Annotated in this window: 5 protein-coding genes; 1 reads left to right on the forward strand and 4 read right to left on the reverse strand. The window is 36.7% G+C overall.

Annotated elements, in window-relative coordinates:
* Positions 1-8 precede the first annotated feature (8 nt).
* From HMPREF0819_RS05110 to sstT, 4 genes are all read right to left on the reverse strand, one after another.
* A complete protein-coding gene (locus HMPREF0819_RS05110) occupies positions 9-839 on the reverse strand; it encodes an energy-coupling factor transporter transmembrane component T family protein (protein WP_004233056.1) in 831 nt (276 codons plus the stop codon).
* Positions 832-2,508: an ABC transporter ATP-binding protein gene (locus HMPREF0819_RS05115; protein WP_004233058.1), complete on the reverse strand. Its 1,677-nt coding sequence runs from the start codon at positions 2,506-2,508 to the stop codon at positions 832-834. Before HMPREF0819_RS05115 ends, HMPREF0819_RS05110 begins: the two co-directional genes overlap by 8 nt.
* A gap of 121 nt (positions 2,509-2,629) precedes the next feature.
* Entirely contained in the window at positions 2,630-3,178 is a 549-nt protein-coding gene (locus HMPREF0819_RS05120; protein WP_004233060.1) for an ECF-type riboflavin transporter substrate-binding protein, read from the reverse strand.
* A 199-nt stretch (positions 3,179-3,377) separates the two neighbouring features.
* Positions 3,378-4,601, reverse strand: coding sequence for a serine/threonine transporter SstT (sstT, locus tag HMPREF0819_RS05125; protein ID WP_004233062.1), 1,224 nt, complete (start codon positions 4,599-4,601; stop codon positions 3,378-3,380).
* A 319-nt stretch (positions 4,602-4,920) separates the two neighbouring features.
* Here sstT and brnQ point away from each other — a divergent pair, with 319 nt between their 5' ends.
* A complete protein-coding gene (gene brnQ / locus HMPREF0819_RS05130; protein ID WP_004233065.1) occupies positions 4,921-6,294 on the forward strand; it encodes a branched-chain amino acid transport system II carrier protein in 1,374 nt (457 codons plus the stop codon).
* The last annotated feature ends 66 nt before the right edge of the window (positions 6,295-6,360 follow it).

Genomic DNA, 6,360 nt, shown 5'->3' on the forward strand with positions numbered 1-6,360 from the left:
AGCCTTTTTTATTTCCATGGATTGTAAAAACGTCCATGATTCCATTCAAATAATAAAACTGTGATAAGAACAAGTATAACAGATACAGTGATTGTCAAAATATCTGCCACTGTGAAAGTTTTATAAGTGTACCAAGTACGCTTTTTATTTTTCCCAAAACGTCGTAATTCCATCGCCGTTGAGACCGTATCAATTCGCTCTAAAGAACTAAAAATCAACGGAATGATAATCTGAAGATTACCTTTGACACGCTTCATCAACTTTTCTTTTTGGGACAATTCAAGACCACGCGCCTCTTGTGACATTCGAATCATGTAAAATTCTTCCTGAACATCTGGAATATAGCGCAATGTCAAACTTACCGCATAAGCAACCTTGTAAGGCACACCAATTTGATTAAGACTTGAGGCAAATTGACTAGGGTGTGTTGTCATGAGAAATAGCACAGCTAAAGGTACTGTACAAAAATATTTCAAAGCTAGATTAAACAAATAAAATAATTCTTGGCTTGTCAGATAAAAACGACCATAACCTTGCAACAAAACCGTTTTAGCACCGTAAATGTGCTCACCATAACTTGGTTCAAACACATAAACCATCAAAACATTTAAAAGCGCAAAAAAGCCAATAAACTTGATAACAAACGAAATTTGTTTCCAACGAATATCTGCCATCTTAAACAAGATAAGCGATGACAAACCAACAACAGCAATCAATCGTGTATCATAGGTTGTCATACAAGCCACAGAAACCAAAATAAAGAAGATTAATTTGCTGGCGCCAGATAATTGATACAAGAACCCTCGCCCACTTTGATAACCAATAAAATGATTAGCCACGGCATCCTCCTTGTTGCTTAATGTAGTAATGTGTCAAGTCAATTGGATTGATTCCTAATTTCTCCGCCAAATCAAATAGACTTGTCTTTTTCAGATTAGCTCTATCCAAAATATCAACCTGACTAAATAAATCAACCGGCATGCAGTCTGCAATGATTTCACCGTCACTAATCACAATACTTCGATCAGAATACTCGAGCATCAGCTGCATATCATGTGTAATCATAATAATCGTGTGGCCTGCTTTATTTAACTGATTGAGGAAAGTCATGATTTCTGTATAGTGCTTCTTATCTTGCCCTGCTGTTGGCTCATCAAGTAAGATGATTTCAGGATTCATAACTAAAACTGAAGCAATCGTAACACGTTTCTTCTGACCAAAAGAAAGAGCTGAAATTGGCCAATTACGGAATTCGTACAAACCACACACTTTCAAAGTCTCTAAAACACGTTGTTCAATTTCTTGCACACTGATACCTCGCAAACGAAGACCAAGCGCAACTTCATCAAAAATCATCGTCTGACTAATCATTTGATTTGGATTTTGAAGAACGTAGCCAATCTTCTCAGCACGTTCTTTAATTGAGTCACTCATGATAGAATTCCCTTGGTAGAGAATCTCACCGTCTGGTCTGATGAATTGGCACAAGGCTTTCGCTAGGGTTGATTTTCCTGCACCGTTTTTTCCAACAATGGCAATGCGTTCACCCTTATGAATAGCAAAACTAATATCGTTTAAAATCTTCTTGCCGTCATCATATGAAAATTCAAGATGATTAGCCTCTAAAATATTTTCCTTTTGAACAACGTCACTAGATTGACTCAAGCCTTTTACTGTAATATCTGACAAATCTAGTTGATTAATGTCTGATAAATGCTCCGCTTTTCTCACATCAACATTTAAATTTTTTAAAGCTGTGATATAAAGCGGTTCGCGGATGCCATTTTCAACTAGCAGCTCACTCTTTAACAACTCGTCTGGCTGACCATCAAATACAATACGACCATCATTGACTAAAACCACTTTATCCACATGACGATAAAGCACATCTTCCAAGCGGTGCTCGATAATAATCGTCGTTGCCTTGCCTTCTTGGTGGATGCGATCAATCAATTCAATCGTTTCTTGTCCTGATTTTGGATCAAGATTAGCAAGCGGCTCATCAAAAAGTAAGATTGGACTTTCGTCAATCAAAACACCTGCCAAACTCACTCGCTGCTTTTGACCACCTGATAAATCCTGCGGACGGTTATTTAAGAATGTCTTCAAATCAAGCTTATCAGCCCAATAATCAACTTTTTCTCGCATTTCCTTCAGAGGAAGACAGTCATTTTCAAGTGCAAATGCCAAATCTTCAGCTACAGTTAGCCCAATAAACTGTCCATCTGGATCTTGTAAAACTGTAGAAACCAAATGTGATTTATCATAAATAGACAAGTCGAAAGCATCCTTACCTGCAATGGTAAATTGCCCAGTTTTTTCACCATGATGAATATTTGGAATAATACCATTAAGACACTGCCCGATAGTTGACTTCCCAGAGCCTGATGGACCGACAATTAAGACTTTTTGTCCTCTCTCAATGGTTAAATTAAGATACTTTAGCGTCGGCTCTGCTTGAGCATCATATTTAAAAGTGAAATCCTTAAATTCAATAAGGGGTTTCATAACGTTTCTCCTAAAAAATGATTAAGAGTAGGACAAACTTGTCATCCTACTCCTTAAAAAACAGCTCGAAAACGAGCTGAAATAATACTAGAATGTAAATTATCGCAGTTAAGATTAACCCTTAATCTTTTGTCAAACTGCCTGATTGTGTGCGTGTTTTTGTATAAACCGCTAAAAGCAAAGAACCACCAATGACAATCGTCAAACTATTAAGCACAGCTGACAAAATTCCTTGTGTAAATACCTTACTAGCTGGCTCACTGTAAACTAAAATATCGCCATATGGTGCAATAACAGCCCATCCAATAATGTTAGCCAAAATTTGTGCACCGTTAAACCAAGCGTAATCTTTTCCAGTTAATTGACCCTTTTCAATATTAATCTTTTTAGATACCAATCCGATAGCTAGGCCAATAAGTCCGCTCACAAGAACCCAAGTCCACCATGGTGAACCATATTGAAGTGCATCTTTTAAAGCATGACCAATAAAACCTGTAAAGAAACCAACTGTTGGACCATAAACCACAGCAAACAAAGCTAAAACAGCATATTGCAGTTGCAGATTTGTATTTGGAATAGGGGTTGGAATGTTAATCAATGTCCCAATAATGATAAACAGCGCAGCTCCGATACCTATTGCTACGACAGTCTTGATAGAATTATTCTTCACAACTCGTTCTCCTTTAATAACTTTCTTATCTATTTTCTAAGTAAAATACTTTAAAATTCTTACCTTTATGCCGTCTTATTTTACCATAAATGAGACATATTTTAAAGATGATTATTCTTTGAACCAGCCATAAAAACGTTTTATGCAAGTCTAAGTTTTAAAGTAATGAAAAATAGCCGAGCACTACTCAGCTATTTTTTTAATTTTTAACTTTTTTCTTTTTACTCCAAACAGATTTTTCAGCAACCGCTGTAAAGAGAACATCTGTTGAAGAGTTAAGTGCTGTTTCACATGAATCTTGAACAACACCGACGATAAATCCAACGCCGACAACTTGCATTGCTAGGTCATTTGAAATACCAAATAAGCTACATGCCACAGGAACTAAAAGAAGTGACCCTCCAGTAACCCCTGAAGCTCCGCAGGCTGACACAGCTGATAAGACACTTAGCAAGAATGCTGTTGGAAAATCAACATGAATACCAAGTGTATTAACCGCAGCAAGCGTCAAGACGTTAATTGTAATGGCAGCACCACCCATATTGATAGTTGCTCCAAGCGGAATTGATACTTTATAAGTATCTTCATCCAAACCTAAGTCTTCACAAAGTTTCATGTTAACTGGAATGTTAGCAGCTGAACTTCGTGTAAAGAAAGCTGTCAAACCAGAATCTTTCAAGCAACGGAAAACCAATGGGTATGGATTTTTACGCATGAAGATAAACGCAATAAATGGATTAACGACCAGGGCTACAAAAAACATTGTCCCAACAAGAGCTAAAATCAAGAAACCGTAGTTTGCTAAAATCTTAACCCCATTGTCTGAGATTGTTTTAAAGACAAGACCTAAGATACCAAATGGCGCTAGATTAATAATCCAACGAACCACTTGTGAAGTAACTTCTGCCATTGTTTGTAACATGTCTTTAGTTGTTTTACTAGAATTTCTAAAAGCAAGTCCAAAGATAACTGCCCAAGTTAAGACACCGATATAGTTAGCTGACCCCAATGCATTAATTGGGTTATCAACCATTTTTAATAAAAGACTGTGGAAAACTTGCCCAACTCCTTCAGGAGATGACAATTTTGGTTGCGTGGCAGTATCCAAGGTGAGAGTAATTGGGAAAAGGTAGTTAACCACAACTGCAACTAAGGCAGCTGCTAAGGTCCCAACAAGATAAAGTCCAATAATCGTTGACATATTGGTCTTTTGTCCCTTTTCATTTTGTGACAATGCACTAGCAACCAAAACAAAGACAAGTAATGGCGCTACCGCTTTAAGCCCACCAACAAATAAATCACCTAAAATACCAATTCCTGATAATTTAGGAACTGTCATTCCTAAAATAAATCCAAGAATAACACCAATGATGATTCGTTTGATTAGGCTAGTTCTATTCCAAACACTAATAAATCGTTTCATGGTAGCTCCTCAAAAAAATAATTATCGATTTTAATCATAATATAAAAGAAGAACTTCGTCAAACCAACGAAGGCGTTTTTCGCCTTTTAGTAGCGCTTAAAACACGGAATTTCTCAATTTTTTGAAAGTTTTGTGATTTTTTCTAACATTGCTAAGCCTCGCCATATCAGGCTTAAGCAACTTTTTCAAAAAAATTCAGTATTTTTCTTCTATTGACGAGTGTTTTGGAGTTCGATATAATATTCTTCATGGAATTTTGTAAAATGAGAAAAATTATCTCAATAAAATATTATATCGTATGTTTATTAGGAGGACATTAATGAAACCCGTAAAAAACATTTATATTATCATAGGTTTCATGCTATTTGCTCTATTCTTTGGAGCTGGTAATCTCATCTATCCAGCATTTTTAGGAATTTACTCTGGAAGTAACTTGGCTCTTGCCATTCTTGGGTTCTGTTTAACTGGTGTTACACTTCCTCTGTTAGGGGTTGTAGCTGTTGCCTATTCAGGAGCTAGTGATATTGAAGATTTCGCACGTCCAGTCTCACGTCAATATGCTTTACTATTTTCAATCGTACTTTACTTATCAATTGGTCCATTCTTTGCCATCCCAAGAACGGGTGCGACATCATTTTCAATCGGTATTCAACCTATCTTTGGTGACAATACTACTGCAAAAGTCATTTACGGTTTAATTTTCTTTGGAATTTCTTATATCTTGGCTATCAAGCCAAATAAAATCGCTGATCGTATTGGTAAATATTTAACACCATCTCTTTTGATTATCATTGCTATTTTAGTTATCGCATCATTTGTCAAACCTGCTGGTGACATTGGACCAGCTTACAACGCTGCTAGCGATATCAGCAACGCATTCAAAGACGTTCCGTTTGTAGCAGGACTTATCCAAGGTTATGGTACGATGGATGCTCTTGCTTCGCTTGCCTTCGCCATTATCGTTATCGATGCCAGCAAATCGCATGGTGCAAAAGAACAATCTGAAATCGCTGCTTTAACATTCAAATCTGGATTAATTGCCACTGCACTTCTTGCTCTTATCTACATCTTCGTTGGTCGTATCGGAGCATCTTCACAAAATCTATTTGATTTCACTAACGGACACTTCATGTTAAAAGGTGACCCAATCGATGGTGGTAATATTCTCGGACAAGCTGCTCACTTCTATCTTGGAAGCATCGGACAAATTATTCTAGCTGCAGCTATTTTCCTTGCATGTCTAACAACATCAACTGGATTAATCACTGCTTGTGCTGAATACTTCCACAAATTGCAACCAAAAGTTTCTCACGTTACTTGGGCAACTGTCTTTACTTTGATTGCTCTATTCTTCTACTTCGGTGGTCTAACTGACCTCATCAAATGGTCACTTCCAGTACTTTACTTGTTATACCCACTGACAGTCGTTATTATCCTACTTTCTTTACTAGCGAAATTCTTTGAAAAAGATCGTATCGTTTATCAACTGACAATTGCTTTCACAGCTATCCCAGCACTTTACGATGCCATCTCAACGCTTGCTAAACAAACTGGACTTTTCCACTTGCCAGCAAGTCTTGTAAACTTCTTTAACAACATCATTCCACTTGGTCAATTCTCAATGGAATGGATTAGCTTTGCAGTTGTAGGATTTATCGTAGGATTCATCTTACATAAAGTAAAAAAAGCTTAAACATAAAAAAACAAGTTTCAATTGTAAACTTAGTTTTTTAGTTTACTTACTTCAAAAAATTAATTT

This window comes from Streptococcus equinus ATCC 9812 (assembly GCF_000187265.1).
GTDB classification, from domain to species: Bacteria; Bacillota; Bacilli; order Lactobacillales; family Streptococcaceae; genus Streptococcus; species Streptococcus equinus.